We start from the raw sequence: 26782 nt of genomic DNA, 5'->3' as shown, positions 1-26782 counted from the left end.
TACGTCGTGTCGAGCACCCTGAGCGCGGTCGATTGGAATGCCGAGCTGGTGCGAGGCGACCTCGGGCAAGCGGTTCAGCGGCTCAAGCAGGAGTCAGGCGAGGGCCTGTGGGTAGGTGGCGTGACGCTCCCCCTGGCATTGGCAGATCTGGGACTGATCGACGAGTACGAGTTCCTTATGCAGCCGGTCCTTGCCGGACACGGGCCGACGTTGCTCGCCGGTCTGCGCGAGCGCATCCACCTCGAGCCCCTGGGCCGCCGTGAATTCCGGTCGGGGGCAATCGCCCTGCGATACCGGCCCACGCGAGTTACGGCTTGACGTGATTTATCCCGACACGTTGGCGGCTCCCTCGCGACGGAACGACGGCTCGGAGTCGCGTTGACCGCGCTGGCCGTGCCCCCGAACGCACGGACATGTCGACGGGGGGCATCGCCCCGAGGCGCCGGTAGCGGCCAGGGCAAACGTTACGAATCGCCGCATAAGGCTCGACCTTGGTCGCCGATATGCGCATGGAGCCCCAAACGGGAGAAGCACACCGACTCTCCCACCGCAAGAGTCCCACTGCCGTCAAAACTCGGCGACATCACCCCTCACCACACGAAACCGCCTTCCCTGCCCAGCAACAAACACCTCCGCAACTCACGTACATGGCTAGTAATGCCCAGCGCGACAGCGATGTCGCGGGTCCTCGCCTCTGGAGCGCGAGCGATCTCGATCAGCACGCGGGCGTGGTGGGTGATGAACTTCCAGGTGCCGCAGCTGTCGTCGGTTGCGTTCACAGGGATGCGGTCAGGCTTGGTAGCGGCGGGGGGTGTCGGGCCTGACAACAGAACGGCAGCGATCTCGTCTCAGGTGGCGCCGGTCGCTCAGTCGACGGCGACGAGTGCGCAGATACCGCCACGGGCAGCCGGAACGGACCACGTACATGATGGCATTGACGATCTCCCGGCATGGGTGCCTCTCTGGACGGCCGCCGCTGTTGGGCTCGGGAAGCAGAGTCTCGATGAGGTCCCATTGGGCGTCGGCCAAGTCTGAGGGGTAGCGCTACGGGGGCATTCAGTCACCCTGGCCACCCGCGAGCTGGCCGTCACGCTGCCACGTCGTACATAAACGATCTTCTCAAACCCGCTCTCAGCCGGACGAACCTCACGGCACGCTGATCGTGGAGCGATTCGATGGTGAACCGGCAATTCTCATGGCTGTTGCGCGTCGCCGTCGCCAGCCGCTCTTGCGCCTGTGCGAACGACTTGGGATAGCCGCCGCTCATCCAGCGCATCACCTCGGGGTCGTGACTCCAGCGCCATATGCTCTCGAAATCCGCAGGTTCGACGGCGCGTAGACGAACCAGCTTCCCATCAGCATCGCTGATTCCTGCACCATTACCGCGCTACGTGCCGAAACCCGCCGGCTCCCGTAGGGGCGCTCAGGTCCAAGTCATGCCCCACCGGCTCACAAGTCGCGGACGGCACGCTGTCTCGCATGCTGACGGAATCGCTGGACTTCCTAAGAGGCCTGGACGGGATCGAACCCCCCGAGGCTCGCGAGCGACTGGACGGATTACGGGCCCGGTTCCCCGCTGTTGTCTTCCGGCTGCTGTGGCAGCGAGAGGAGTACGACGGGTCGCTCCACTACGACCTGCTCGCCCGTACGCCCGACGGCGAGACCGTCTCCCTGTCGCGTACGGCGGGGCAGGAGTTGCCATGGCCGCTGCGCGGGCTGCACCGGGTCTCGGAGAAGGTGCTGTGCCGGGTCAACGGCATGGACGTGAGCGTCGAGCAGGCCGTGGCGCTGCTCGACTTCCTCTGGCAGGAACGGCCGCTCATGGACCGCATCGTCGAGGCGGCGTTGCTGCGCGGCCTGCTGGAGGAACAGCCCGCCGAGCTCGATGCCGCCGCGTTGCAGGAGGCGATGGACGCCTTTCGCCGCGCCCGCGGCCTGCTCACCGTGAAAGCGACCGAGGTGTGGATGGCCGAGCGCGGGCTCAGTCACGAGGCGCTGGAGGACCTCGTCGCCGAGCAGGCGGCCCTGGCCTGGTTGCGTACCCGGATGCCGGACCTGGAGGGGTGGTTGCGAGAACGGCGGCGCACGGCGAAGGTAGAGTGGTTCTGGGGGCCGGCGTGAAGCCGGAGGTGCTCGTCGTCGCCCAGAACCACGACAGCCACGCCACCCACGTCGCCACCCTCCTGGAACGTCGGGGGGCGCGTCCGCGTCTCCTGCGCAGCGCCGACTTCCCCGCCTCGCTCACCGCCAACCAGCATCGCATCGGCGAGATCGAACTCAGGCGGCTCACGTCGGTCTGGTTCCGGCGCCTGATGCCGTACCAGCTCGAACCGGTGATCGCGGGCACGCAGGTGCGGCGGCACTTGCTGCGCGAGGCGGAGGTCTTCGCCGACGCGCTCTGGGACAGCCTCGAATGCCGTTCGGTGCCCGCGCCGTTCACGTTGTTGCGACGGGCGCAGCGCAAGCCGTACCAGCTCACCGTCGCCGGGCGGGTGGGATTCGACGTGCCGGACACGCTCGTGACCAACGACCCCGACGACCTGCTCGACTTCTACTGCAGGCACGACGGGCGCGTCGTCCACAAGGCCATGAACGCGCCGCAGGTGGCGCGGCTGGCCCGTCCCACGCAGCAGGTCTCGACGCGGGACGTGCTGCACGTGGCCGGCCTGCGCTGCACCCCGGTGATCGTGCAGGAGTACGTGCCCAAACGGCAGGAGGTCCGCGTCACCGTCGTCGGCGAGCGGCTGTTCGCGGTGGCCATCGACTCGCAGGCGTCGAACCGCACCCGCTTCGACTGGCGGCGACATGACCACAAGGCCCGCCAGTTGTCCCCCTACGAGCTGCCTGACGAGGTGGCCGAGCGGTGCCTGGAGCTCACCAGGCGGCTCGGCGTGAGCTTCGGCGGGATCGACCTCATCCTCACCCACGACGGGCGGCACGTCTTCCTGGAGATCAACCTGGGCGGGCAGTGGCGGTGGCTGGAACGTGCCACAGGGCTGCCCATCAGCGACGCTATGGCCGACCTTCTCCTCACCGACTGCCATTGATCTCCAAGCGGTTTCCAAGGGATGCCGATGAGACTGGGCTTCAACCGCAGAGATCACAAGGAGGTCATCATGCGCAAGACCACATTCGCCGAGCTCGACAGCGTCGGCGCCGAGCTGGACGAGAGCGTTCTCGCCGGGGTGAACGGCGGGATGCCGCGCGAGATGTGGATGGACTGGAGCTACTGGGGGGTCGACAACTACGTGGAGGAGAACCTCGCCCCCGGCGAGGACCCCATGGTTTACTGAGAAGCGCCCCGGCGACGACGCCATACCGTCGCCACACGCCCGTGTGGCGACGGCCTCCAAGCGCGGTTCGACGCGGTGGGGGCACCAGGGACGGGCCCTGGCCTACGCCCCGGGGCGGGCACGGGTGCGAAACGGCACGGGGGTGCCGCATGGTCATATGACCGCCTTCGGCGTGACCGTGATCGAGGCCTCGGATCGGTCGCTCGCCGTTGGCGGAGCTTGAGGCGTCCCGCGGCTGTCGCGGGGGCTTCCGCCGCCGACGGCATCACCATCTCGGACTGGAGCACGTCGGGCTGGGCCCGCAGGCTCGCGTCCTGGACCCTGACGAGCGGATGCGAGTCGCCGACGGCGTGGGTCTCACCGAGGTGGCGGCCCGCGAACGCGGCATCGACGTCAGAGCCGCGACCGGCGACCTGGGCACTCACGACTTGATCGCCGGAAAGGCGGGCCCGATCGGACTCGTGGCCACCGTTCATCGAGGTGACGACGGGCGTCGGCGTGGTGATGAAGGCTTCCAGCCCGTCGGCCCGGCACCGGTTGATCAGTGCCGAGGCGATGAAGCTGTCCAGTTCGTTGAACCCGTCGTTCCGGTGACCGGGCAGCGGCCGATCGAGTTCGTGACCGAGGCCGATGTGGTGCTCATCGGGAGCGGGGTGAAGACCCGCGACGTGGTGGCCGACGATCGGCTGCTGTCCATGCTGCCTCTCGACCCAGGCCGACAGCTCATCGGATCGCAGTGTTCCGGAGCGCTGGTGCTGGCCCGCCTGGGGTTGCTGGGCGACATGCCGGTCTGCACCGACCGGACGAGCCGGCCGTTCGTCGAGGCGGAGAATGTCAGGGTCCTGGATGCGCCCTTCCACGCCCGGGGAAACATAGCGACGGCGGGTGGGTGCCTGGCCTCGCAGTACCTTGCCACGTGGGTGATCACCCGCACACTCGGCGAGGCGGCGGCCCAAGCCGTACTCGACTATGTCGCGCCAGTTGGAGAGAACGACGAGACGGTCGAGCGTGCTCTCGGGGTCGTCCACCGAGGGAGCGGTCTCACCTTGCGTTGATCTTCACAGGTCGCCGAGGCGGTCGCCCAGGTTGAGTTCGAGCGGCCCTCGTGTCTGCAGTCCCTGGGCGAAGAGGGTCTTCATCCTGGTTTGGGCGGCTTCTGCCGTGACCAGGTCTCGGAAGCGGATCGCGTCCGCGCGGAAGCCGTCGGCTGCTGGCAGGGTCAGCTCGTTGAGGACCCGCTTGGCCGTACGGACCCCCTCGGCGGGGAACGAGGCGATCCGCCGGGCGAGGCGGGCCACGAAGGCGTCCAGGTCCGCGTCAGGGACAGCCCGGTTGATCCAGCCGTACCGCTCTGCCGTACGGGCGTCGAAGTCCTCGGATCCGAGGATCACCTCCATGGCCCGCCCTCTTCCCAGCAGCCGGGCCAGGTGCTGGATGCCGCCAGCACCGGGAGGGGCGCCGGTGCCGACCTCGATCTGCCCGAGCACGGCGTTCTCCAGGGCGGCGAAGCGCATGTCGCAGGCCAGCGCCAGTTCGCTGCCCGCCCCGCGCGCCCGGCCGCGGATCTTCGCGATGGTCACGACCGGCAGTTCGCTGAGCCGATGCCACAGCATCCCCAGGGAGGCGTCGCCGGGGCCGCCTGCCTTGGCCGCTTCGGCGGTGTAGGCGGCGACCTTGGTCAGGTCGACGTGCGGGACGAAGTAGTCGGGGTCTGCGCTTTCCAGGACCACGACCCGGATGTCCTGGCCGGTTTCCAGCTCGCTGACCAGGTCCACCAGGTCGCGGACGAGCTCGGGGCCGATCAGGTTCCTCGGCGGCGCGTCCATCACCACGCTCAGCACGCCCTGATCGGTGTGCGTAGAGCGCAGAGTCGTATAGGACATGACTACTCATCCTCTCGGTGACAGGGCCTGGCCTCTGAGCCGCACGGCATGGCGGGGGCGGGGATCCGCCCGCCCCCGCGTCGTTCGGGCAGTCGCTAGTGACCTGCTCCAGGTTCCTGTCTCGTCGCACCGCCCCACGCATCAGGCGGCGAAACTCATCGGGGTTCAGGCAACGTGATCGGCCTTGTCGTTGATCCAGCCGGGCAGGCTCGGCCACCACTCGTTCGGCCCGACGGAGAACAACTGCATGGGGTTCGCGTCGTAGTCGTACAGGGTCGCGCCGTATTGCGGCCAGCCAGTCCAGATCCGCAGCGAGGAGACCTTGTTCTTCATGTAGGCGGGCAGCTCGATGTATCCGCTCCCCAGCGTCCACTCGAAACAGTCGCCCTGGTAGTTGTTGTCGGTGAACATCTGTCCCCAGCCCTCCTGCCCGTAATGGGTGCAGTTGCCCTGCGCGCTGGCGGCGGGGGCGGTGACCAGCAGGGCGGCCGCGGTGGCCACGACGGACAGCGCGACGGTGATGCTCCTGCGAAGGGGACGGGAGGCGGTGGGGGTGGCATTGGCGGACATCTCTGCTCCTTGTCGTGGTCCCGGGCTCACGGTCCGGGCGCCTGGGCGGTGATGTCTTCACGATCGCGCCCGGCCGCCGGCCTTCGCGCCCGTGCCACTCCCTGGCCCTCCCCCGGGCCCCTTACGGGGCCGGGTGGAGTGCGGTCAGACCGTCGCCGGTTCGGCGGCTCGCAGTGCTTGCGCCAGGTCCTTGCGTGAGGTGATGTCGAGTTTGGTGAACACCTTGCTCAGGTGCCATTCGACGGTGCGGTGACTGACGAACAGGCGGGCGGCGATCTCCGGATTGGTGTGCCCGTCGCCGGCTAGCCGGGCGATCTGCGCCTCCTGCGAGGTCAGCCGTACGCTCCGGCCCTGGCTGCGCTCGTGGACGGTTTCCCCGGTGGCCCGCAACTCCCGTTCCGCGCGCTGGGCGAACGCCTGCGTTCCCATCGCGTCAAAGGCGTGGAAGGCGGCCCTGAGCTGGGTGCGTGCGTCCACGCGTCGGTTCTGCCGACGCAACCATTCGCCGTAGATCAGCTGGGCTCTGGCGTGGTGGACGGCGACGCGGGATCGGGCCAGGTGCTCGATCGCCTCCCGGTAGAACTCCTCCGCCTGGCCGTCCTGGCTCAGCAAGGCCCGGGAGCGGGCTTCGATGCCGCGCGCCCAGGGCGTGTCGCTGGTGGCCGAACGTTCCTCCAGCCGTTGGAAGGCCTCGTGGGCCGTGGCCTGGTCGCCGGAGCGGATGGCGGCCTCGATCAGCTCGGGCAGCACCCACACGGTGAACCCGATCCCGTCCGGCTCTGCGGCCCGGCGGGCGGCTTCGGCGGCCGCGCCGTACTCGCCGTAGCCCAGATGCAGCGTCGCGGCGGCCCACTCCACCGCCTCCACGACGAAACCCTCGCCGCGGGCGGTCGCCGCGGCGATGATCTGATCGCGCATACCGAGGGTTCGTTCCCGGTCCCCGCGCCAGGCGGCGAGCAGGATGGAGAAGTCGGCGATGGCGACGTTGCGGGTCGCCTGGGTGATCGAGTCGGCTTCCTGGAGGAGCTGCTGGGCCAGATCGAAACGGCCCGCGAACAGCTGGTGGGCGGCGGAGTAGTTCAGCGCGAACGGTAGCACGGCGAGCATGCCACGCTCGCGCGCCACTTCGGCCAGCCCGCCGGCCATCGCCGCACAGGCGTCGTCGTCCCACACGTCCATGGCCAGCTGACAGGCCAGCCAGCACCAGGCGATGTTCTCACGCCGGAACCCCTCACGCTGGAACGTCGCGATCGCGCGGCCTACTGACGGCAGCACCTGCGCGTACTGGTGTGTGGCGCGGGTGACGAGCACGTCGAGGAACTGGTCGACGGCCCGCACCGGGTGGTCGCGGACCGGTGCCAGCGCGGCGCCGGCGGCGGTCAGCACGCCGTCGGGGCGGCCGAACCGGCCGCTGCGCATCAGCGCCCACATCGCCTCCAGATGCGTCTCACGCGCCAGCTCGGGATCGACGCTCTCCAACTGCCGGGCCGCCGTGCTGAGCAGGGTGGGGGTGTCGCTGCCTCGGGTGCGGGCGAACGCGATATGGGCGCGCACCCGCTCCAGCCGCGCCCGCTCGGCCGCCTCCAGCGGCGCCATCGCGGCCAGCGCGAGCAGCGCTTCGGCCGCGCCGAGCGCGCCCGCATCCAGCTTGGCCTGGGCGGCGGCCAGGGCCCGCACCCCGCGCAGGCGCGGGTCGGGGGTCAGCTCCGCCGCCCGCTCCAAGAACGCGGCAGCGGCCTCGGCGCCCGCCCTGGCCTGTGCGCGGACGGCGCGGCGCTCCAGCTCAGCCGCGACGTCCTCATCCGGCATCGCCGTTGCGTGCGCGCGATGCCACGCGCGACGGTCAGGGTCCGAGTCCGGGTCGGTGGCCTCGGCCAGCGCCGCGTGCCCGCGACGGCGTACCTCGGGCGGCGCGGCCCGGTAGGCGGCGGTCCTGACCGTGGGGTGGCGGAAGGCGAGTGCCGGGCCGAGATCGATCAGACCCGCCGACTCGGCGGGCCCGGCGGCGCCGATGGCGATGCCCAGATGCTCCAATGCGCGCATCAGCACCAGCATGTCGCCGACTGGTTCGGCAGCCGCGACAAACAGCAGCAGGCGGGTGTCGCCGGGCAGCGCCTCGATCCGCCGCACGAAGCTGTGCTGGATGCGGCCGGACAGCATGCGGGCATCCGGCACCCCGAACCCGCCCGCCAGCTCCGCAGGCGTCATGGTGCGCGGCAGTTCGAGCAACGCCAGCGGGTTGCCGCGCGTCTCGGCGACGATCCGGTCGCGTATCTGATCGTCCAGGCCGCCGGGAAGCACCGAGCCGAGCAGGCGGCGGGCGTCGTGCGCGCCCAGGCCCTGCACGAGCAGGTCAGGCAGGGCATCCAGTTCGGTGTCCTCGCTCGGCTCACGCACCGAGAACAGCATCGCCACCCGCTCGGCGGCCAGACGCCGGGCGACGAAGGCGAGGACCTGCGCCGAGACCGCATCCAGCCACTGCGCGTCATCGACGATGACCAGGAGCGGACGCTCGTCGGTGAGCTCGCTCAACATGCCGAGGACGGCGAGCCCGACCAGGAACCGGTCGGCCGCCGGTCCGTCCTGCAGCCCCAACGTGACGCGAAGCGCGTCGCGCTGCGAGCCGGGCAGGTGCTGGGCCTGCTCGATCAGCGACGCTCCGAGTAGTCGCTGCAGCCCGGCGCCCATGAGCTCCGACTCCGACTCCACGCCCGCCACCCGGGCGATGCGGAAGAGCGAGGCGCGGGCGGTGCCGTACTCCAGCAACGCGCTCTTGCCCGCCCCGCTCTCACCGCGCAGGACCAGAACCGAGCCATGTCCGTCACGGGCGCGCCCGAGCAGCATGTCGATGGCGGCGCACTCGGCCTGACGGCCGAGCAGGGGCGGGCCGGCGGCAGAGCTGTCGGTCATGACAGCAGTATGACCTTGAGCGCGATGGTGGCGATCTGTCGCGGTGGAGCGACTCATGACACCAGATAGGTCTCGTAGATCGCGCTGTCGCCACGGCGGGATCCGACGCTGATGAACACTCCCCGGTTGACCCAGCGAAGATGGGGGTCGGTGGCTTCCAATCGCGTGGTGGCGCGGATCGGTAGTTCGCCCGGCGCATCACCGTAGGCGATCGTGTGTGAGCGCATCTGGAGCAGGTGGCCGAGGTCGGTGCGCAGCGTGCATCGCAGATCGCCCAGGATCGTGCCGTCCGGGAACGTGAGCTGCCGGTCGGCGGCGGCTTCGGGCAGCAGGTTGCCGTTGAGCTCGGGACCGGTGAACCGGCCGCCGGTCAGAGGCACGATCACGCGCCTGCCGTATCCGGTGTCGCCGAGATCGAGAGGGGCGCCACGCACGATGTGCAGGCGAAGCACCTGTGTGAGAGTCGGGCCGGGCAATTCATTGATCATTCATCCAGCCTGATGCGCCGGGCCGGTGGCTCGCGCCCGTGTGACCCACTGGTGTGCTGCCCACTCGTTTGATCACCTCGCCTCTCGGTCGGCGCGATGGGATGATCCCATTCACAGAAATGACAGTTCTGCGGCAGCAGCGGTGTCTACCGCATCCTGGCCGTCAACGGACCCGCCTCATCCTGACGTGCTTCCCGGGCTCGTCACCAGATGTCATCGCAGTCCCAAGAGCACCCTGGCCTGCGGTTAGGCGGCCAGTACCGGCCGCACGCGGCCCAGGCTCGAGCCGACACCCGCAGGCCCCGCCCCAAGCCCCGCATGATCGGGCAGGACCCCGACTCATGGGCCTACATTCGGGCTCGACCTGCACCAGCTGCGCCACAGCGCCGCCACCCACCTCGGCGACGACGAAGTGCCGCTGCAGCTCATCATGGGCAAGACCCGGCACAAGAACCCCCCGCACTGCCATGCGCTAGATCAAGCCCGGTGCTGAAGCCATCGCCAAGGTCATCGCGGTCCTGGCGCCCCGTCGCCGTACCCACTGATCAGTAGCCTCTCCGAGGTGGGAGGGGACACTGCCCCATTCCCTCGTACTTGGTCTGGCCTCCTGACCGACTGACGACTCCGTGAGCGGCAACGCCGCTCGGCCTGCGGACTTTCGTGCGCAGACGTCGGTGCGGGCAGGAATCGGCTGGCCGTCGAGGGGAGTTCAGGTGTAGGCGTCTTCGACGACGACTCGTCGCACTGTACGCAACGTCGACTGGAGACGCTCCAGATCGGTCGAGCCCAGAGCGAGGCGGATCGCCTGCGGCGTGTGCGTCGAGGTGGTGAACGGTTCCGCTGTGGTCACCGAGATGTGCCGGCGCGCGAGAGTGGCGGTCAGGCGATCGGCGCGTGCGTCGTCGGGCAGCGCCAGCCAGGTGAAGTAGGACGAGGGGTGGCTGATGAGTGGTAGGCCTGCCAACTCCTGTCTGGCTAGTGACTGGCGGGCCTTGGCGTCGTCTCGTTTCTGCGCTTCCAAGTGGTCCACCGTGCCGTCGTCGAGCCAGCGGCAGGCGATGGCGGTGGTGAGGGCGGGGGTGTTCCAGGTGGTCACCCGAATCGCGCGTTCGAGCGAGGGCACGATAGACGGCGGGGCGACGACGAAGCCGACCCGGAGCCCAGTGGCGACGCTCTTGGACAATCCCGAGACGTAGACGGTGATGTCCGGCGCGGTTGCAAGCAGAGGCGGTGGAGGGTCCTCGGCCAGGTAGGCGTATGCGGCGTCTTCGATGATGAGCGGACCGTGCTGCCGAGCGATCTTGATCAGGCGGGAGCGGTCGGTTGCCGGCATGACCCAGCCCAGAGGGTTGTGCAAGGTGGGCATGGTGTAGATCGCGCGCACAGGGCGGGTTGCGCATAGCTTCTCGAGGGCATCGAGATTCGGCCCGTCGGTGGTGGTGGGGATGGGCTCCAGGTCGAGTCGAAGGGCGTGCGCGAGCACCTTGAAACCCGGGTAGGTGAGTGCGTCGACCGCGACGACGTCGCCGGCGTTGAGCGCGGCCATGACAGTGATGGCCAGGCCCTGCTGGGCACCGTTGACGATAAGGATCCGATCGGCGTCGGTGGTGATGCCTCGACGCCTCAGGTGCCGTGCGATCGAGGCTCTGTCCTGGGGACGCCCTCGCTGTGGTTGGTAGCGCAGTAGCGAGTCGAGATCACCGAAGGCGGCCACCTCCCGCAGGGCCTGCCGTAGGAGATCGGCTTGGCCGGGCAGCGACGGATAGTTGAAGGTGAGGTCGACCGCGTCCGTGGCGACGACCAGCTGATCGATGCCGTGACCGGCGGGAACCGCAATGTCACGCACGAACGTGCCGCGGCCCTGTTCCCGGCTCACCAGACCCATCGCTTCCAGCTCGGCGTACACCCGAGTCGCGGTCACCACGGCGATGCCCTCACGGGCGGCGAGCCCGCGGTGTGTCGGCAGCCGCATGCCTGCGGCGAGCCGCCCCGTACGGATGTCGGATGCGAGCGCGTCGACCAGCTTTTTGTACCGCGAGGCTGCCATGTGCCGAAATTGTATCCATGACAATTCTTTGACCGTCATGGTCGCGGGTCCTTACCGTCGAGACCCGTCCCACCTATGCGGAAGGACATCCGTCGTGCACATCGCCATCCTCACCTTCGAGGGCTACAACGAGCTCGACTCTCTGATCGCGCTCGGAGTACTCAACCGCGTCAAGACCGACGACTGGCGTGTCACCATCGCCACCGGCGCCCCCAAGGTGACGTCGATGAACGGGGTGGTCATTGAACAGATGTCCACTCTTGAGGAGGCGTGCACCGCTGACGCCGTCATCGTCGGCAGTGGCATCGCCACCCGCGACGTCGTCGAAGACCCGGCGATCATGAACATCCTGCGCGGCCTGGCTCCCTCGCGCCAACTCATCGCGGCGCAGTGCTCCGGCGCGCTCGTGCTGGCCAAGCTGGGCCTGCTCAACGACATCCCCGCCTGCACCGACCTGACCACCAAGCCCTGGGTCATCGCCGGCGGCGTCGAGGTGCTCAACCAGCCCTTCTACGCCAAGGACAACATCGCCACCGCCGGCGGCTGCCTGGCTTCGCACTACCTCGCCGTCTGGATCATCGCCCGCCTCGAGGGCAACGACGCCGCCGAAAGCGCGCTGCACTATGTCGCCCCGGTCGGCGAAAAAGAGGAATACGTCAAGCGCGCCTGGCGTAACATCACCCCCTACCTGCCCGCTCCCACACCAGCGCTCGTCTGAACGGCGAGCAGCAAGCAGCGGCCGGCCAGGCAGCCACGCCCCGGCGGCCTGGCCGCTCGTTCGCGGTTGTGGCGCCCTCGGGCGTCTTTCGGTCACGTCGCGAACAGCACGCGCGGTTCGCCATGAAAAGAGCAGCAGCAAAGATGGACGATCAGAGACCCTGATCGAAACGCGATCATCAAGCCAAGATCACAAGAGTGCTAAGACATCCGATCTGCCTAGAGTGAGGCTTTTTCACCCCCTGGCGGCAGGGCGCTGGTCACAGCCTGATCGCGAGCTTGGCGATCGCCTGACGACGTAAGAAACCCCTGGTAGATGGATTGATCACCACAACCAGATCCGTCACAACCAGGGGCCTCGGATGCTGCTTTATCGTGCCGCCGTCGATTTGTCGCGTTCAACGCTGAACTACGTCGCCGGAGTGATCCGCCGGCATCGTAAGGCGATCAAGTCGGCCTGGCGGCGACAGCACCAGCGCCACCGCGTCGGCCTTGAACTCGGGCGGGTAGTTCTTCATCACCATCAGGGACATCTCTTCCCCTGGACCTCAAGATCCAGTCTCCGAGGTGTCCACGTTCAAGGGGGAAGGCCCGAGCCCGGCTCCGTGCACGACCTGACCGCCGCCCGCACACACGTGCTGGGCGCGTTGCACGCCGCTGCCGCAGCCGGCCTGCCGACTCTTGCCGACAGCGGCCATGACGGCGCCGGAATCGGCATTCATACGCCGATCAGGCAGCCTGATGGGAACCAGATCCTCAGCCCGGACAACCGCACCTTCAACCGGCTTCTACGCGCCCTGCGCTGTCTCGGCGAACGCGGATTCGCCCTGCTCAAAGGCCGCTGGCGGACCCTCCAGCACATCACCGCCAGCCCCAGCAGAATCGGCGACATCGCACGCGCGGCACTCGTCCTCACCCATTTCGAGCACGATTACCTGCCGGCAATTGGCTGAGATCACGTCACTGCGTCGACGCTTCCTTGGTCGGCTGCTGTCTGTGACGTACGCGGCCAAATAGTGCTGCAGATTCCCGGTCACGCTTCGTTGCAGGTCACATTTGGCCGCTCGCCGGCGACCGGCGGCCGCCGTGGCGTAAGTCGTCCAGGACGACCGACGCTCTCAGAGGCCGGTATGAGTCGCATCTACACGGCCCCCACTCCTCCAAGGGAACGGACGTGATGAAGTCCTGGAAGGGGTGCCTTACCCGGCCGCTCGAATCGCTATGGCGCAGGCGTGACGATCCAGCGCTGGTCGCTGTGGCTCTGGAAGTTCCATTGCACTAGCAGCACGCCGTTGCCCGTGCTGCCGCCCTGGACGGCGAGTACCAAATTGGAGTTTTGTTGTAGAGGACGTACGTGAGCGTGGCCGGATCGTTGACAGGTTTCCAGAACTCGTCGAGGGTTCCGGTGCAATACCTGGCGACGATCTGCGCGCCCTGGGTGCGGTCGCTGTTCTTGACGCCCAGGCATTTTCCTTGGCCGTTCACCAGTTGGCGGTAGAGAACTCCGCCGCCCCAGTCCCATGATTGGTCGGCCGCCGCCGTACAGGTCCATTGACCTGCATTGCCGCTTCCGGCGATGCCGATGCACCTGTCCGACTTGTAGTTCATGATCGGCCCCGCGTAGGCCAGTGCACGGGCGGGGCTGCTGAATGCTGTCGTCATGGCGCACAGCGCCACCATGATGGCGAGGGGCCGCTGAAGGCGTGATCGGATCATGTGCTTCTCCTTGAGGGGATGCGGGGCTTACCCCCGCGTTGCCTCCGACGGTCCCGTGCAGGCGCTGTGACCGGCATGGTTGCCCACGCGCAGGTTCGAGGACCCGGGCACCATGTCGGTGTAGGCATTGTTGTAGCCGGCCGGGACTTGGTAGGTCTGCGTGTACGCCCCACGACAGGACTGGACGTAGAACCACGTCCCTTCCGCCGCCCCGGTGATCCGCGCCCAGGAGGCAGTGCATGCAGGGCTGTAGCGCAGCTCCAGCAGGCCGAGCCGGGTGGGGTATCGGTAGGTCGTCCGGGCGTCGTCGCTGCAGTGGTGGATCACGGGATCCTCTCCGTTGCAGCCGCTGCGCGAGCAGTCCTTGACCGCGCGGGTAGGCGACTGATCGCCTTGCCCGTGGCCCGGTCCGTCCTGTGCGTAGGCCACGGGGGCGGCCAGGACCAGGCCGAGAGCCAACGCCGCGGTGACCAACGATCAGTGCATCTGCTTCCTCCGATGGGGATGAGAGCGTCCGACATGTGCGACCTCGACTGTCACCGCTCGCCCCGAGACGAGGGAAGATCTCCCGGGACCGGCAAAACAACTCCGCACCATTGAAACAATCGAACATCCGGCCGTTTGACCCGTCCGCTCGAAGATCAGATACTGCGGTGGACAGCCCGCCTGGACAACGCGATCGGGGTGGCGATGGGCAGGCGAGAGACACCCGTCCCGAAGGGGCCGCTCCGGGAATTCGCCCTCGCTCTTCGCGAGCTGCGGATCGACGCCCCCGGAACGCCGACCTACCGCCAGCTCGCCCAGAAGGCGAACTATTCGCCCTCGGTGCTCTCCCGCGCCGCAGCCGGACACACCCTGCCGACCCTGGAAGTCACCCTCGCCTTCGTGGCCGCCTGCAGGGGAGACGTCGAGGAATGGCGCAGACGCTGGAACAAGCTGCACGCCGAGCTGCAACGCGCCCACCCCGACCTGATCACCGCCGCGGACGAGCCGCGCCTCATCGCAGAGGAATCCGGTGAGGCCGCGGCCGATAACCAGCCGAGACGGCTGGTCGGCCGCTGGCCGATCATCGCCGGGGCCACGGCGGTGATCGCGCTCGCCGTCATCATCGCCGTCGCATCACCGTGGTCATCGGAAGCAGAGCGCCCACCGACTCCTCCGCCGACCGCCACTCCATCACCCACATCGGCCTACGCCCCCGTCTACCTGGACCGGCGGCTGCCGCTTCCGAACTACAACTTCTACTTCGATCTCCGAACCGGCGTGGTCGCCGAAGGAGACGGACCGTGGTCGATGAGCACCAACAGCGGAGGCGACGGACGTGGCGCCTTCGAGATTCCCGACGACACCGACATCTACGTCTCCACCGGACCGTCCCTGACACCTGACCGGTGCGCAGCGCAGGCCTCGCCCGCCTCCCGGTACGGCGTGCGCTTCCGGCAGGTACCCCCAGGAACGTTCTTCTGCCTGCGCTCCCGCAAGACCGGAGACGTCGCCGTGATAAAGGTGGTCGACACCGACGACGGCAACTACGCAGCCAAGATCGCCGTCGACCTCTACCAACACCGCCGGTGATCCGCCTCTGAGTCAGTGGTCGCGCCGGTCGAGCAGGTCAGAGGGCGGCCTCCAGCGCGGCCGTCTGCTCGCCGGCTTGGTCGTGCTCGCGCAGCATCCGCAAGACGGTGGCGGCGGAGGGATGCTGGCCTTTCTTGGCGCCGAAGGTGATGACGAGTTTGGCGGCGATGTCGCGCAGACGGGCGCCTTGGCCGCGTAGGCGCAGGCCGTTCGGCCATGATCCAACACTGTGATCAAACCGAGACGCCAGTCGGAGACTCGCGCGTTACCGCAGGCCAGACACTACTTCGTTGGAAATTTCTACATTGCTACCGGGACCCCCTACCGGCCCCGGACACCCTTCAGCATCCAACCACCAGCACCGCCGAGAGCCCCCGCCCCCTTGAAAGCGCCTTCCCGAAAGCGGGTTTACGCAGGCCAGCGCAGCAGAGCAACCGCAGGGCGCAACCCGGCCCCACTGTAGAGGGCCGCGATCCACGACCGAAACCCTGGCTTGCGAAGCCACCCTCTGACCTGCGGTTCTCGCCGGACGCGACCCGTTCCGGCCGTATTCCGGTGGCACCCGCTGTAGGAGACCCGGGCCATCATGGCGTGCGGTTCGGCGTTGGCCGCAACCCCGCGCGAGGCGGTCTGGCGTCTGCTGGGCCTGCGTCTGGGGGCCTGAGACAAACGGCACGGGTCTTCGAGCCGCGGTCCTTCTAGAGCGAATCTGGGACCCGCTGAACCGTCAAACGCAGGGGACGCTGTACGGGCGGCTCTGGGAGACGACAGTGCCGTCGGTGCCGAGAACTTCCAGCCGCCACACGCCTGAACCGCCGGCGTCCGTGGTCCAGGTCTTGCTGACGTTCTGCCGGCCGGGGCTGTTGTCGTCGAGGAAGGACATGGGCTTCCACGGGTCGCGGGTCCACACGCCTTCCAGATTGTCGTACCGGGCCCAGGCGTAGGACATCTCCCCGATGGCGCTGCTCTCGACGTAGCCGCTCATCACGTACTTGTACGGGATGCCGGTCCGGCAATTACCGATGGTGCGGGTCATCGTGGTGAACTCCGCACTCACGCAGGTCGTACGGTAATACACCTCCGGGCCTCTCGTTGCGCCGGGGCTGAGGATCTGCACCCCGATGGTGTTGCCGGCGTTGGTCTGCGGGATCGGCATGCGCTGGAAGGGCGCGCTGACGGTCTTGGTGCCGGGCTCGGTGAAGACGATCTCGCGCTCGTCCCCGAGCCCGCCCGGCAGTGGCCGGTCGTAGTAGCCCCGCCAGCGGTAGCGGACCGTCTGCGCGATCGGTGAGCTGATCTGGGCGCTGATCGTGTGCATGACGTCGGCGCCGCATCGGCCGACGTAGTCGAGCGCGGGCTGGATCTGCGGCTCAGCGGGGACCGGGTCGACGCACCCCAGGGTGAAGGTGACGGCCGTCTCCACCTCGTTGGCGCCCTGCACGAACAGCGGCAGGCTCCGCGTCCCCACGCCGGTGTAGTGGTAGACCTGGCCGGTGACCGTCTTCGAGCCGGCCTCGGTGAAGACCAGCTCGCTCCAGCCCCCGTAGCCGCGACCCCACCGGTAGATCACCCTGCCGGGCCCGTCGGCGGTGATCGTGGCGCTGGTGTCGAACCTCACCCCTGGCGAGCACACGCCGCTGAACGACGGCGGCTGTGCCCCGATCGGCACCACCGACACGACCGGCCGATCCTCGGCAGCCCCGGCCTGAGCCGGGACCGCGTGAGCCAGCAACAGCGCGGCCGCGGCTACCACGGCACCCCATACCCGCATGTCTCGTCCTTTCCTCGATGACGAGACGATCCTGCGGGCGCGCACTTGGATCACGATGTGAACCGACTTGGAGTCGGGCAGCAGGACGACGCGCTGGACGGTGCTCCCCCTCGACTCCGCGACCGACCCTGCGCTCATCAGGCGACGCGAGCGCTCTTCCTGTCTATGCCTGCGACTCTATGCCTGCGACATCGACGCCCAGCACGCCGGGTTTGCTCACCGCGGGCTCGCGGACCGCCACCACGATCAGCACCGGGCTGCGGGTGCTCGTGTCCGTGCCCCGCTCTCGCGAGGCCGAGGCGGCCTCCAGGGCGCGGGCGCGGCTGGCCACGGGTCCGACCTGCTGGGCGGCGCGCGGCTGCGGGAGGTCTGGGAGCGCTACCGGGTGTTGTGAGGACCGGTCTCCGCGAGATCATCACCGGCGAACTCGTCGAGGGCGTGCGGGACATCGTCGAGATGCTCGCCGACGCGCTGGCTCCTGGCCCAGAGCCGGGTGTCGTGCTTGCGGCGAGCCTCGGCCATCGCCTGGGCGAGCATCGCCCGGTCGGCGGCGACCTGTTCCGGATCGTCATGCTCACCGCCCGTCTGTGGCTTTGACGCCGGCGACGCAGATGCTGGGGCTCGGCTGGTCGTCTTGGCGGCCAGTTGGCGGCGAAGCTGGGTGATCGCCTCGGAGGTGCGCTCAGGACTGGCCAGGTGGCGGAGCGCATCGGCCGGGGTGGTGCTGATGAAGGAGTCTGGTGCCGAGTTGGGGGTGACTGCGGCGGTGACGGTGCGCAGGCAGAGCTGCGGCAGGGAGAGTCCCAGAGGCTGCTCGGCGAAGCGCAGGCGCTCGGCGACGGCTTGACGGCTGCCCCAGTCCGGCCGCATGACCGTCAGCAGAGTGATCAGGCTGTCGCGCACCAGGTCGGCGTGGCCTTCGTCGGCCAGGCCGGGCAGAGCGATGTCCATGCGCTCTCGATTACTGTCCGTCCATCGGCGCTGCGGGCTGCTTGGACCAGATCCGAAGAAGAGTGGGACAACAGCATGCCTACTTCCCGCTTCGGCTGTTCTTCTCCTGTCCCGGGCTGCCACCATCCTGGGCGGCTTGTCCTGGTCCATCACGAGTGTTGATGTTCGCGGACACCGCGCAGAGCCGCGCGGAGATCGTGTCGTACCTGCAGCAGGGCGACGCCGACGGGGCGCTGCTGGTCTCCACGCTCGCGGCCGACCCGCTGCCGGTGGAGCTGGTCGCGGCGGCGGTTCCCGCGGTGCTGTTCGCCCGGCCGGCGGGCCCGGTTCTGACCGGGCTACTGCCCGACCAGCCGGGTCCGCCCTTGCTCATCACGACCGGACCCTGTCGAAGGGTCCATTTAAGTTACTCACGGGTACCGCCAACGGCTGTCCGCAGTCTCAACCCCGGTTCACGAGTGGCTCCAGGGTCGCCTGCAGGAGGCGCCGCTGCGCAAGAACGTTTTCAGCTACAACGAGAGCACTGTGGAGTCCGTCGACGGCCTGCGTGTGGAAGCCACGCTCTCCGCAGCCGCTCTCGCCGCCGTTGAGGCCAGATGCAAGGCCAGCGACTCTGACTGGCCTGAGCGCCCCGCGCCCGCCGGATGGGTGCCTCCGCGGATTGACCCAGACGACGCGCTGAGCAAACCGGCGGCCGAAGTAGCCGGGGGGACGCACGCCTGAGGAGATTCATGCCGAACTGCGGGCGGCGGTGCGGCAGGAAGTCGATCGGCGGGAACGACACCGCGATGTCCACCGCATGCTGGCGCAACTGCCGCAACTCTTCATCGGCGTCTGAGCGGTTCGCCGGACACGGAGACCATGGCCCCTCCGTCACGACAGATCCAGCTCCTACACCCCAGCTGCGCGACTACCCGTACCGGGATCGGTTCTTCACCGGCTCCGGCGAGATCTACGACGCACGCACACGGAAGACCGTGACCTTCTAGGGCGCCCGGCTGCCGTCGGGTGGCCGGCAGTGGTCGTCCGGCAGCGGTGTCGCCTTCTGGCCGCAGAACGGCGATGTACGCGTGGTGAACCTGGCCGCCGTCGCTGAGCCGTAGCACGAATCGACGCGGCAACCGGCGAGCGGATGGCCGGCCACGACCACGCCAGCGCCGACTCCTCCGCCACGCCGCCGGGTTTTCAAGATCCAGTAGGTGCCTTGAGCATCTTCACCTGCCGGTCATACCGTCGAGGCCATGCAACAGATCGACAACGTGGACGTGCTGAAGGTCATGACCAGCCGGTTTCGGATGAAGCTGTTCAGTCTTCTGTTCCGGATCGGGCCGGTCACGGTCGGCGAACTCGCCAGGCGGGCAGATGCCGACCCCGGTCAGGTGAGCTACCACCTGCGGCAGATGCAGAGACACGGGCTGATCGAGGACGTGCCGGAGCTCGCCCGGGACAGCCGGGAACGCTGGGTACGGGCAGCTTTGAGCGGGTGGGCACTGGTCCGGGACTTCGAGGCGCCGGAGGCCAGGGCCGCGCTGCAGGCGTGGATCTCGCAGTGGGTGATTGACCAGTTCGAGCGGTTACGCGACTTCGAACGCACACACATGGCGCTTCCCGAGGACTGGCGTCACGCGTCCTTCGGAAGCAGCCGTCACCTACGGCTGACCAAGGAGGAGCTCGCGCAGCTCGCCGACCAGCTCAATGCCGTGTTGAAGCCGTGGCGCGAACTGACCCGGTCGCGCGTCGAGTCGAGCGAGATCCCGGACCTTGCTGAGCGGCGAACCGAGGCCGCGCGCCTGCACGTGATCCCCTCGCGCTCCCGCCGACGTGCTCTCCGCCGCCTGCGCCACCGGCTCGCGGTCGCTCTTCGCCGGCTCGCCGATCACCTCGAACCCGCCCGGCAGACCGTACGGGAGTCTTGCTCGGGCGATGCCGGGTAGAGGGAACAGGTTTGTCACGAGCTGTGGCCTTTGGCGGGCAACAGTCCTCGCACCCTGACTCGCCTCTTGGCCGCGGCCATCCTGCTGACGCTCACACCGCTGGCCGTGACCATCCGCCCCTGGCCGTTCGCGATCCTGGTCCTACTGGCCTGCGGCGGTGGCCTCATCGCGACATGGAAAGATGACCCATGGCCCCTTCCGGTATCCATCGACCTGACGCGGCTCAAGACCGGCCGCAGTCGAGCGAAGGTGACGTTCTGTTTTGCGGTCGGGCTGGCGGGTGGGTTCGTGGCGGCGCACACCTTGGGGCTCGCGTTGGCGCTGGCGTGCGGGCTCTTGGTGGGGCTGGCATTCGGGATCTTGACGGGTCTTGCGGCTGATGGCTTCTGTAAGGGCTTCGACCCACGGATGACCCTGTTCAACGATTTCGCCGCATGGCTCGGGGACGGATGCCATCTGGCGGCCTTGGGGCTGCTCTGGAGTCGGCACGCAGCCGGGCTCGCGCTCGGGCTCACCCTCGGGCTCGCGCTCGGGCTCGCGCTCGGGCTCACAACCCTCTTCGAGAGGGGGCCTGTGATGATGAGGTATCTCATGTTGCTGATTACTAGCGGGTTGCCCTGGCGGCTGGGGCGCTTCCTGCACTGGTGCAACGCCCACGCCGGGCTCCTGCGAACCGCTGGAATCGCCTACCAGTTCCGCCACCGTGAGCTCCAGGATCATCTGGCCACAACCTCGGTGCCAGAGGCGATGGCTGGAGGCGTGCAAGCAGACGCGCGTCGGTAAGCGGTCGGTCAGGGACTCGTCATTCGGGCTATGGGCGCGGTTGGATGAACAATCCCGGTTCGGTCTCGACGAGGATGCCGCGGCTGGCCAGGCGTTTGAGCTTGGCACGGAGGTTCTGGATGTCGTTGCGCGTCAGGAGCAGGTCCAGGGCCATGGCCAGGTCACGGGCGCGCAGGGAGCCGCCGGCGTCGCCGAAGACGGTGAGAATCTGCTGGTAAGCAGGGTGGCCGGGGACCGCCGGCGGCGCGAGCGGTTCGGTCGGGGCGAGGTCCTCCTCGGCCAGCGAGATGAGGGTCTTGCAGCTGATCCGCAGGTGCTCGACCTGCTCACCGAGTTCGCTCACACGCGCGATGAGAGGTCGATCTTGGGGGCGTTCCCGTGGCGGGTGAACGACCAAGCAGCATCTGGCCTGTGTGCTGGAGCACAGGCCTGCGGTGAGTGGACCGGTGAGGGTTGGGAACGACTTCGCGCCACAGTGATCAGCTCTCCAGGATGCTGCCATCCATGCTCAATTCGTACATCCCCTGCTCGCGGGCGGCAGTCCCGCACGTCCCATGCGCCGTCGGCTACTGCCGAAGTGTGCTCTGGTACGTGCAGGACTGGACGACGGCGATTTCGGCCGCGGTGTGGAGGACGGCCGTTGACTACCGAGGTGGAGTGGTGTTGACGCATGGGCGCAAAGACTGAGGGTTACCTACCGGGTTACCTGCACCTGGGCGCCTGCTCGTCGTCAGCCTCGGACTCCACCCGACACTCCAACCCTGGCGTGAGCCCAGTCGGGCCAGGCGAAGTCTTGCCCTACGGTCCCCGCGTTCGTCGCGGTGTACCAGTAGCCACTTTCGCGGGGCACGTACAGCCGCCCTGTCTGGCAGTAGGTGGTGAAGGTGCAACTGCCGATCAGGTTGTAGAACCGGTTTCGGTACACGACCGTGATCTCGGGGCGCATGATGACTGCTGTGCCGTTGCAGAGCTGGGCCGCTTCGCCGGCCATCCGGTCGTAGCTGTCGATGTAGAAGGCGACGTAGTTCTGACAGCCCTTGTACATCGGGGCCCATGCACTGGCCGCCTGCGCGGGCCCCGCCATCAGGAAGAGCGTTCCGACGGCCGCCACAGCTGCGCCCACGGTTCGTAAGAGCCGCTTCATGATGCCTCCCTGGGGGGTGGAGTGTGTCGGTCGCATCGAACCTCTGCGCCGGAGCCCGCACAAGCTCTTCGGCCGGGCACCGAAGAGCCCCTCCGTCAACCGGGCGATTGCCGGAAATCGATCATCCGTGGACGATCCCGGCTGCTCGACGGGCAGGCGTAGGAGCAGGCGCGGCCACTCCTGTGCTGACTTCGCTGGAACTCGAGCCGGCTGGAGCACCTGGCCGAGCTCGCCAGCGCGCTGAAGCACGCCTACGTGGGCGCCACGACGACCGTCGATCTGCGGAGTGCGCGCACGCTGAACCCTCCACGAGGCGGGGGCGGGCCGGAACCGGCCGTTCGCCTGCCAGCTCGGACTCCGCCTGCTCGTACCGCTCGTGTAGCGCCTGGTGCTCGGCGACGAGGTCGGCTACCCGGACGCGGAGACGATGCTCTCGGCTACAGCGGCGGCTACGTCAGCAACGGGGACTGATACGGCGGCTGGGTGCCCTCGGGGAACATGTGGTTCGCCTGGCCCTTCTACTCCGCCCCGGCCGAGGCACAACCTGCGCACCCGGAGCCGCCCGCCTGGCTGCGGCCCGACGGCGGCATCGACTGGGCCACCGCCCCCAGCCAGATCCCTGTCCGCGACGGGATGACGCCCGCCGGCCAGGTGTCGGTGCGGGAGGCGTTCGCGCCGCCCGCCGCGCCACCCTCGGTGGTCCAGAAGAACCACCCGCCGATGCACGCGGGCGACGTCGGGCTGCTGTCCGGCCCGGGCGCGGCCGATCGGCCGAACGGCGCGGAGGATCACACTTTCGGCTGATCCGGCCCCCGGCGCCGATCAAGAAGATCTCCCGTGACCATCGACGTCACGCAGGGAGTTCGACATGAGATCGACCGGATGGCGGCGGGCACTGGCGCCCGCCGCCTTTTGCCTGATCCTGACCGCCGCGGCCCAGCCCGCGGCGGCGGCGGGAGCACGCACCGACACCGGGAGCTGGACGGCGACCTGGGGCAGCGCGATGCAACGTCCCACCAAGGGCACCGCCGACACCGGCCCGAACTGGTCGCTGTCCGGGTTCGGCGACCACACGCTCCGGCAGGTGATCAGGGTGACGGCGGCGGCCCCCGAACTGCGGGTACGCCTGTCCAACCGGTACGGCACCAAGCCGCTCACGCTCTCCGGCGCCACGGTCGGCAGGTCGGCCGGCGGCGCGGCAGTGTGGCCGGGAACCTCGCGCGCGCTGCGCTTCGGCGGCCGGACGCGGACCGAGATCCCGCCCGGCGGCCAGGCCGTCAGCGACCCGGTCGCGCTGCCCACCTCGCCGCTGGAACGATTGGCCGTGACGCTGCGCCTGCCCGAGGCGACCGGCCCGGCCACCTTCCACCGCTTCACCACCGCGACCTCCTACCGGGCCGCCGGCGACCGGCTGTCGGACCTGGGCGGCAGGGCGTTCACCGAGTCCACCGCCGCCTGGTACTACCTGACCGGGGTGGAAGTCGCCGCCGCCGTGCCCGCCGTGGTGGTCTTCGGCGACTCCCTCGTCGACGGCGTCGGCTCCACTGCGGGCTCCGAGACCAGGTTCACCGACCAGCTCGCCGAACGTCTCGTCGCCGCGGGCAGCCCGGCCTCGGTCGTCAACGCCGGGATCGCCGGCGGCAGGCTGCTGAACGACTCCCCCTGCTTCGGCGACCGGGCCCTGGACCGTCTGGCACGTGACGTGCTGGACCGTCCGGGCGTCAAGGCCGTGGTCGTCCACCTGGGCGCGAACGACCTGGCCCATCCAGGGCTCGACGACCCGTGCGCCAAGCCCGATCCGAAGGTGGGCGTGGAGGAGCTCATCGCGGGCCACCGACGGCTCATCGCCGCCGCCCGCGCCCGCGGGATCAGGACGGTCGGCGTCACAGTCATCCCGCTGCGAGGGGCGCTGTTCCCGTTCTGGACGAAGGAGATCGAGGCGGCCCGGGTGGCGCTCAACCACTGGATCCGGACGAGCGGCGCCTATGACGTCGTCCTGGACGCCGACCGCGCGATGTCCGACCCGGCCGCGCCGGACCGGCCCAGACCCGGCTACGTCTTCATGGACGGTCTCCACCCGGACGACGCGGGCGCCCACGCCATCGCCGCCGCCCTCGACCTGCGCCGCCTGCTCTGACGGACGGTAATCCAGTGGCCGGCGCCACGGACGCCCTGCGAACCTTAACCGTGCCCCCACGGAACCGGCCACGTACCGAGCCGGCGGAACGGCGCTCGTGGTCACGATCCCCGAAGCCGAACCGCTGGTCGGCCCCTGCGCTCCCGCCTGGACGCCGCCGCGGCCGACGGCGTCCCCGCCCACGTGACGATCCTCTACCCGTTCCTCGATCGCGACCGGCTGGACGAGGTGGCGCTCGGCCGGCTGATCGCCGCCCATGCGGCGTTCGACGTGCGGTTCGCCGGATGCGGCAGGTTCCCCGGCGTGCTCTACCTCGCGCCCGGCCCGGAGCGGCCGTTCCGGGAGCTGACGGAGGCGGTCGCCGCCCGGTGGCCCGAGGCCCCGCCTTACGAAGGCCGGTTCGCCTCGATCGTCCCCCACCTCACGGTCGCCGACCGGCAGGAGCCGGCGGCGAAAGTCCGGCAACCGAAAGATGATCATGCTAGTCTTGCCGCGTTCTCGCGCCTGGAAGCCGGGCGCGACATGACCGCAGAGACAGCTGTGCCCCGGGCTGCTTGCGAGCAGAGGCAATCCCGGGGCTTATGGCACCTACGGTAGCACGCCGGGTCCGGCGAGAAGAGGCGAGCCGGTGGATCAGCCCGAGGCCCAGCGGCTGCATCGGCTGCTGTCGCAGGCCCGGCTGCCCGAGTATGAGGCGTTCTGCGGTGGCGATCGGGTGGCCGCGTTGCGGCTGTTTTGCTGGAACACCGAGGTGGCCGCCGCGTTCTACGGGCCGCTGCAGCACCTGGAGCTCGTCTTGCGCAGCGTTCTCGATCAGCGCATGTTCCAGCTGTTCGGCCGGGACGACTGGTGGGATCACCCTGGAGTGGATCTGCATTACGGCGCGGTGGCCAAGATCCGCGAAGCCGTTCATCAACTGGGCCGGCAAGGCTTGGCGCCCACCCCGTCGGAAGTGGTCGCCGAGTTGCCGTTCGGGTTCTGGGTGAGCTTGATCGGGCGCGGCAACAATTACGACCAGCGCCTGTGGCGCACAACGCTCTACCAGGCATTTCCCGGATATCGGGGTGGCCGCCACGCGCTGCACCGCAAGCTGGACTTCCTGCGCGTGCTGCGCAACAAGATCGCCCATCACGCTCCCATCTACCACCGGCATCTGAACGCCGATCACGAAGCGATCATGGCGATGCTCGGCTTCATCGATGCGCCGCTGGCCGATCTTGTGGCCCGGTACAGCCCTGTTCCGGCCGTGCTGGCACGTCGTCCACGCCTGCCATGAGTAGGGCCTCTCCTTTGGTGGAATCAGAATCATTCACCCGAGGGATGCCCAGGCCCGGAGAGGGCCGAGACGGAGCCTGGGGGCATCACAGGCAGCCTCCGCGTCGCTCAGCCGCAACCACATGTACGCGGTCACTTCCCGCTCGCGGTCGGCGGGAAGTCGCTCACACCCGCCCCGCTGAGGTATCCAAATGGGGGCTCGGCGCCGCAAACACCGGTCCTGCACCCGCTCGGACGCCCTGACCCGCGGGCTGGCCTCGACGATGCGCATGAACATGCCCCGCTGAGGCGTGGACCACCGGACCGGCTAAACCGGCCCGTAAGAGCGATGGCGTCGCTCTCGAGTGCGGCGTCCTCCTTCACCGTTGCGGTGGAAGAACCAGGCGCGAGTCCGTTCCTCTCCCCATGCCGGACCGTAAGGCCAAGGGGTATAACGCGTGCGGGCAGGGCTCGGCTCGTCGTGTTCCCGGGGCTCTTCGGTGATCCCGTAGTGGCGGGCCAGGCCGGGAAGCCGGCGTGTGTACTCGGCCCTGTCGCTGAAGTCCCATGCCTCGTCCTCCGGCTCCGCGAGGAAGCTCAGGAAGGGAAAGGCGCTGGTGATTCCGCGCGCCTGGACGGCTTCCGCTGGGTGGGCCGTGTCCTGCCCGATGACACGCTCATACGCGTGGCAGGCCACGTAGGCGAACGACTCGAACTCGGGCCAATCCTCATCTGGCCAGCGCTGACGCCGGACCCGTGTCAGCCGTACGAGCTGGACGGCGCCGTCCTTGGACGCCGAGGTCCGCTGGTGGGAGAAGTTCCGCGACAGTTCGAAGAGCCGCTGCACCTCGGGAAGTTCGACAAGACGGTCGGGACACTCGGTGACCTTGCCGAAGGGGCCGCGGCCGAGGCTGATCAGCCAGTCCACGAAGTACTCGAAGCCGTCGGAGGATCCAGAGCCGGTGATGGTCCAGCAGGCCGCGTACATGTCCCAGGTGCAGGCGCGGTTGGCGCAGAGCGTGAACCATGCCTCAAAGTCCACGATTTCCTCAGCCGACAGGCGGGACAGATGCTCCTCCAACCAGCTCACTCTCTCCTGTCTGGTAGCGGTCTCCTGAGCGGAGCGTTCAACCAGGTCCCAGAAGCCGTCGATGTCCATGGGGCCTGATCATGGCAGCCGCCGCAAGCCCTGCCCAGATCTCCGGATTCCGGGTGCGGTTCGCCACCGTCGACGGGCGCGTGGTCGACGGGGACCAGAGGCCGCCGAAATGGACCCGTTCCTGCTGTGGTCGCCCGCTCGCGGTGGGCGGGCTGCTGCCGAACGGCACGCTCACCCGCTGCCGGCGCGCGCGTCTGGGCCGGTATCGCTGGAAGGTCCCCGGGCAGCGCCACGGTGGTCGTCTGTCCCCGCTGCTACACCGCCCAGCCCGGCCCAGCCGCATCGCCCTGTGGTGATCAGCTCGGCGGGGCCTCGTGGACGGTCATACTGCCGCCGACGTTGTAGACCCGAGCGCGGGTCTGTCTAGATAACGGTGTATCTCGATCTTGATTAGTTATCGAGTGGTCGGGGTCAGGCGGCCTTCGAAGGTGATGGCGAAGGCGTTCAGCG

At 68.6% G+C, this 26782-nt stretch carries 29 protein-coding genes and 2 pseudogenes; 15 read left to right on the top strand and 16 right to left on the bottom strand.

Going from position 1 to position 26782, the window contains the following annotated elements; all coding sequences use genetic code 11:
- Positions 1 to 318: dihydrofolate reductase family protein (locus ABT158_RS49825; RefSeq protein ID WP_352366299.1), on the top strand; the 318-nt coding region annotated here is incomplete at its 5' end.
- A 272-nt stretch (positions 319 to 590) separates the two neighbouring features.
- Here the strand turns inward: ABT158_RS49825 and ABT158_RS49820 are convergent.
- The 3 genes and pseudogenes from ABT158_RS49820 to ABT158_RS49810 all read right to left on the bottom strand — a co-directional run bounded on the left by ABT158_RS49820 (position 591) and on the right by ABT158_RS49810 (position 1348).
- Positions 591 to 779 (bottom strand): hypothetical protein, encoded by a 189-nt coding sequence (locus ABT158_RS49820; protein WP_352366297.1) that lies wholly within the window; start codon positions 777 to 779, stop codon positions 591 to 593.
- A 109-nt stretch (positions 780 to 888) separates the two neighbouring features.
- Positions 889 to 1029: pseudogene (locus ABT158_RS49815) on the bottom strand (transposase); the annotation flags it as partial.
- 58 nt (positions 1030 to 1087) lie between these two features.
- Positions 1088 to 1348 (bottom strand): GNAT family N-acetyltransferase, encoded by a 261-nt coding sequence (locus ABT158_RS49810; RefSeq protein ID WP_352366305.1) that lies wholly within the window; start codon positions 1346 to 1348, stop codon positions 1088 to 1090.
- Positions 1349 to 1479: 131 nt separating this feature from the next.
- Here ABT158_RS49810 and ABT158_RS49805 point away from each other — a divergent pair, with 131 nt between their 5' ends.
- The 4 genes from ABT158_RS49805 to ABT158_RS49790 all read left to right on the top strand — a co-directional run bounded on the left by ABT158_RS49805 (position 1480) and on the right by ABT158_RS49790 (position 4348).
- Positions 1480 to 2121, top strand: a complete 642-nt coding sequence (locus tag ABT158_RS49805; protein WP_352366295.1) for a TIGR04500 family putative peptide maturation system protein — start codon at positions 1480 to 1482, stop codon at positions 2119 to 2121.
- Complete coding sequence (locus ABT158_RS49800) at positions 2118 to 3047, top strand: MvdC/MvdD family ATP grasp protein (RefSeq protein ID WP_352366293.1); 930 nt, start codon at positions 2118 to 2120, stop codon at positions 3045 to 3047. The genes ABT158_RS49805 and ABT158_RS49800 overlap by 4 nt, the downstream gene beginning before the upstream one ends.
- A gap of 69 nt (positions 3048 to 3116) precedes the next feature.
- On the top strand, positions 3117 to 3293 hold the full coding sequence (locus ABT158_RS49795) for a hypothetical protein (RefSeq protein ID WP_352366291.1): 177 nt from the start codon (positions 3117 to 3119) through the stop codon (positions 3291 to 3293).
- Positions 3294 to 3625: 332 nt separating this feature from the next.
- On the top strand, positions 3626 to 4348 hold the full coding sequence (locus ABT158_RS49790; protein WP_352366290.1) for a type 1 glutamine amidotransferase family protein: 723 nt from the start codon (positions 3626 to 3628) through the stop codon (positions 4346 to 4348).
- A gap of 3 nt (positions 4349 to 4351) precedes the next feature.
- Here ABT158_RS49790 and ABT158_RS49785 read toward each other — a convergent pair whose 3' ends face one another.
- The 5 genes from ABT158_RS49785 to ABT158_RS49765 form a co-directional block, all read right to left on the bottom strand.
- The gene (locus ABT158_RS49785; RefSeq protein WP_352366288.1) at positions 4352 to 5176 is read right to left on the bottom strand and encodes an enoyl-CoA hydratase/isomerase family protein; all 825 of its coding nucleotides are present in this window, start codon (positions 5174 to 5176) and stop codon (positions 4352 to 4354) included.
- 165 nt (positions 5177 to 5341) lie between these two features.
- Positions 5342 to 5746, bottom strand: a complete 405-nt coding sequence (locus ABT158_RS49780; protein WP_352366286.1) for a hypothetical protein — start codon at positions 5744 to 5746, stop codon at positions 5342 to 5344.
- A 144-nt stretch (positions 5747 to 5890) separates the two neighbouring features.
- Positions 5891 to 8656 carry a helix-turn-helix transcriptional regulator gene (locus tag ABT158_RS49775; protein WP_352366284.1) on the bottom strand — a complete coding sequence of 922 codons (2766 nt, stop codon included), beginning with the start codon at positions 8654 to 8656 and terminating at the stop codon, positions 5891 to 5893.
- 53 nt (positions 8657 to 8709) lie between these two features.
- Positions 8710 to 9144 carry a DUF3237 domain-containing protein gene (locus ABT158_RS49770; protein WP_352366282.1) on the bottom strand — a complete coding sequence of 145 codons (435 nt, stop codon included), beginning with the start codon at positions 9142 to 9144 and terminating at the stop codon, positions 8710 to 8712.
- A 709-nt stretch (positions 9145 to 9853) separates the two neighbouring features.
- Complete coding sequence (locus ABT158_RS49765; protein WP_352366280.1) at positions 9854 to 11230, bottom strand: aminotransferase-like domain-containing protein; 1377 nt, start codon at positions 11228 to 11230, stop codon at positions 9854 to 9856.
- 55 nt (positions 11231 to 11285) lie between these two features.
- Between ABT158_RS49765 and ABT158_RS49760 the strand changes: the two genes are divergently transcribed.
- Positions 11286 to 11909, top strand: a complete 624-nt coding sequence (locus tag ABT158_RS49760) for a DJ-1/PfpI family protein (RefSeq protein ID WP_352366278.1) — start codon at positions 11286 to 11288, stop codon at positions 11907 to 11909.
- 397 nt (positions 11910 to 12306) lie between these two features.
- Here ABT158_RS49760 and ABT158_RS51410 read toward each other — a convergent pair whose 3' ends face one another.
- The gene (locus tag ABT158_RS51410; protein ID WP_502911637.1) at positions 12307 to 12441 is read right to left on the bottom strand and encodes a hypothetical protein; all 135 of its coding nucleotides are present in this window, start codon (positions 12439 to 12441) and stop codon (positions 12307 to 12309) included.
- Between the two features lie 60 nt (positions 12442 to 12501).
- Here ABT158_RS51410 and ABT158_RS49750 point away from each other — a divergent pair.
- Positions 12502 to 12861: pseudogene (locus tag ABT158_RS49750) on the top strand (transposase family protein); the annotation flags it as partial.
- Positions 12862 to 13186: 325 nt separating this feature from the next.
- Here ABT158_RS49750 and ABT158_RS49745 read toward each other — a convergent pair.
- Together ABT158_RS49745 and ABT158_RS49740 are read right to left on the bottom strand one after the other, a co-directional pair.
- Entirely contained in the window at positions 13187 to 13624 is a 438-nt protein-coding gene (locus ABT158_RS49745; protein WP_352366276.1) for an RICIN domain-containing protein, read from the bottom strand.
- A 27-nt stretch (positions 13625 to 13651) separates the two neighbouring features.
- On the bottom strand, positions 13652 to 14053 hold the full coding sequence (locus ABT158_RS49740) for a DUF2690 domain-containing protein (RefSeq protein ID WP_352366303.1): 402 nt from the start codon (positions 14051 to 14053) through the stop codon (positions 13652 to 13654).
- Between the two features lie 192 nt (positions 14054 to 14245).
- Between ABT158_RS49740 and ABT158_RS49735 the strand changes: the two genes are divergently transcribed.
- A complete protein-coding gene (locus tag ABT158_RS49735; protein ID WP_352366274.1) occupies positions 14246 to 15199 on the top strand; it encodes a helix-turn-helix domain-containing protein in 954 nt (317 codons plus the stop codon).
- Positions 15200 to 15275: 76 nt separating this feature from the next.
- The gene (locus tag ABT158_RS49730) at positions 15276 to 15398 is read left to right on the top strand and encodes a hypothetical protein (protein ID WP_352366272.1); all 123 of its coding nucleotides are present in this window, start codon (positions 15276 to 15278) and stop codon (positions 15396 to 15398) included.
- A 528-nt stretch (positions 15399 to 15926) separates the two neighbouring features.
- Here the strand turns inward: ABT158_RS49730 and ABT158_RS49725 are convergent.
- Together ABT158_RS49725 and ABT158_RS49720 are read right to left on the bottom strand one after the other, a co-directional pair.
- The gene (locus ABT158_RS49725) at positions 15927 to 16970 is read right to left on the bottom strand and encodes a hypothetical protein (protein ID WP_352366270.1); all 1044 of its coding nucleotides are present in this window, start codon (positions 16968 to 16970) and stop codon (positions 15927 to 15929) included.
- Between the two features lie 378 nt (positions 16971 to 17348).
- The gene (locus tag ABT158_RS49720) at positions 17349 to 17921 is read right to left on the bottom strand and encodes a hypothetical protein (RefSeq protein WP_352366268.1); all 573 of its coding nucleotides are present in this window, start codon (positions 17919 to 17921) and stop codon (positions 17349 to 17351) included.
- A 1241-nt stretch (positions 17922 to 19162) separates the two neighbouring features.
- Here ABT158_RS49720 and ABT158_RS49715 point away from each other — a divergent pair.
- Positions 19163 to 19855 (top strand): ArsR/SmtB family transcription factor, encoded by a 693-nt coding sequence (locus ABT158_RS49715; RefSeq protein ID WP_352366266.1) that lies wholly within the window; start codon positions 19163 to 19165, stop codon positions 19853 to 19855.
- Between the two features lie 66 nt (positions 19856 to 19921).
- Positions 19922 to 20638 (top strand): hypothetical protein, encoded by a 717-nt coding sequence (locus tag ABT158_RS49710; protein WP_352366264.1) that lies wholly within the window; start codon positions 19922 to 19924, stop codon positions 20636 to 20638.
- Positions 20639 to 20666: 28 nt separating this feature from the next.
- Here the strand turns inward: ABT158_RS49710 and ABT158_RS49705 are convergent, their stop codons facing one another.
- Positions 20667 to 20981 (bottom strand): hypothetical protein, encoded by a 315-nt coding sequence (locus ABT158_RS49705; protein WP_352366262.1) that lies wholly within the window; start codon positions 20979 to 20981, stop codon positions 20667 to 20669.
- A 387-nt stretch (positions 20982 to 21368) separates the two neighbouring features.
- Positions 21369 to 21782 (bottom strand): hypothetical protein, encoded by a 414-nt coding sequence (locus ABT158_RS49700; RefSeq protein ID WP_352366260.1) that lies wholly within the window; start codon positions 21780 to 21782, stop codon positions 21369 to 21371.
- Positions 21783 to 22280: 498 nt separating this feature from the next.
- On the opposite strand from ABT158_RS49700, the gene ABT158_RS49695 reads away from it, so the two are divergent.
- From ABT158_RS49695 to ABT158_RS49680, 4 genes are all read left to right on the top strand, one after another.
- The gene (locus ABT158_RS49695) at positions 22281 to 22586 is read left to right on the top strand and encodes a hypothetical protein (RefSeq protein ID WP_352366258.1); all 306 of its coding nucleotides are present in this window, start codon (positions 22281 to 22283) and stop codon (positions 22584 to 22586) included.
- Between the two features lie 64 nt (positions 22587 to 22650).
- Positions 22651 to 23919, top strand: a complete 1269-nt coding sequence (locus ABT158_RS49690) for a GDSL-type esterase/lipase family protein (protein ID WP_352366256.1) — start codon at positions 22651 to 22653, stop codon at positions 23917 to 23919.
- Between the two features lie 135 nt (positions 23920 to 24054).
- Complete coding sequence (locus ABT158_RS49685; protein ID WP_352366301.1) at positions 24055 to 24516, top strand: 2'-5' RNA ligase family protein; 462 nt, start codon at positions 24055 to 24057, stop codon at positions 24514 to 24516.
- Positions 24517 to 24547: 31 nt separating this feature from the next.
- The gene (locus tag ABT158_RS49680) at positions 24548 to 25195 is read left to right on the top strand and encodes a hypothetical protein (protein WP_352366254.1); all 648 of its coding nucleotides are present in this window, start codon (positions 24548 to 24550) and stop codon (positions 25193 to 25195) included.
- 306 nt (positions 25196 to 25501) lie between these two features.
- Here the strand turns inward: ABT158_RS49680 and ABT158_RS49675 are convergent, their stop codons facing one another.
- Complete coding sequence (locus tag ABT158_RS49675; RefSeq protein ID WP_352366252.1) at positions 25502 to 26332, bottom strand: DUF4240 domain-containing protein; 831 nt, start codon at positions 26330 to 26332, stop codon at positions 25502 to 25504.
- Between the last annotated feature and the right edge of the window lie 450 nt (positions 26333 to 26782).

It is taken from the genome of Nonomuraea sp. NPDC001636 (assembly GCF_040298265.1).
GTDB lineage: Bacteria > Actinomycetota > Actinomycetes > Streptosporangiales > Streptosporangiaceae > Nonomuraea.
This window is presented reverse-complemented; position numbering and strand designations above follow the sequence as displayed.